Source organism: Actinomyces sp. S6-Spd3 (assembly GCF_000758755.1).
Classification (GTDB): Bacteria; Actinomycetota; Actinomycetes; order Actinomycetales; family Actinomycetaceae; genus Pauljensenia.
Window position 1 is genome coordinate 1 of sequence record NZ_JRMV01000183.1, and the last position, 616, is coordinate 616.

1 protein-coding gene is annotated in these 616 nt (G+C 57.1%); it reads right to left on the minus strand.

Going from position 1 to position 616, the window contains the following annotated elements:
* The coding region (locus HMPREF1627_RS01085; RefSeq protein ID WP_034500402.1) for a DEAD/DEAH box helicase at positions 1–616 on the minus strand (616 nt) is incomplete at both ends.

Here is a 616-nt window from a genome sequence, read left to right on the forward strand (position 1 = left end):
TGGCTCTGCGACCGGCTCTACGCATTCGCCGCCCGCCAGCGAGGCCACGGGCAGCCTCATGTGGTGAACGCGACTGAATGCCCTGCGACCTTGCGATGGCGTGACGTAATTGCGGGTTGATCTTGCCGCGCAACGCATGCCCACCTTCACGGGTGGGCTGATACAAGTCGTAAAGCTTACGCTCTACCATCATGTGCTGGTATAGCGGGACGGGGCGCACCTCAGACACGATCACACTACAACCACCGCGCACCTGATCTATCCACGCGCCAAACTCCTCCGCATTCGACACGGTTGCCGAAAGAGCGACGATTTGGACATGGCTCGGCATATGAATGATTACTTCTTCCCACACCGGTCCGCGGAAACGATCAGCCAGATAGTGGACCTCATCGAGCACTACCGCACCAAGATCGGTCAGGTCTGTGCCCGAATAGATCATGTTGCGCGCAACCTCGGTGGTCATAACCACCACGGGAGCATCTGCATTAAGCGAAGTGTCGCCAGTTAGTAATCCAACATTTTCACTGCCAAGCTCGGCCACCAACTCGAGATACTTCTGGTTAGACAGAGCCTTAATAGGCGTTGTGTAGAACGCGCGCTGTTGCCGCCGCAG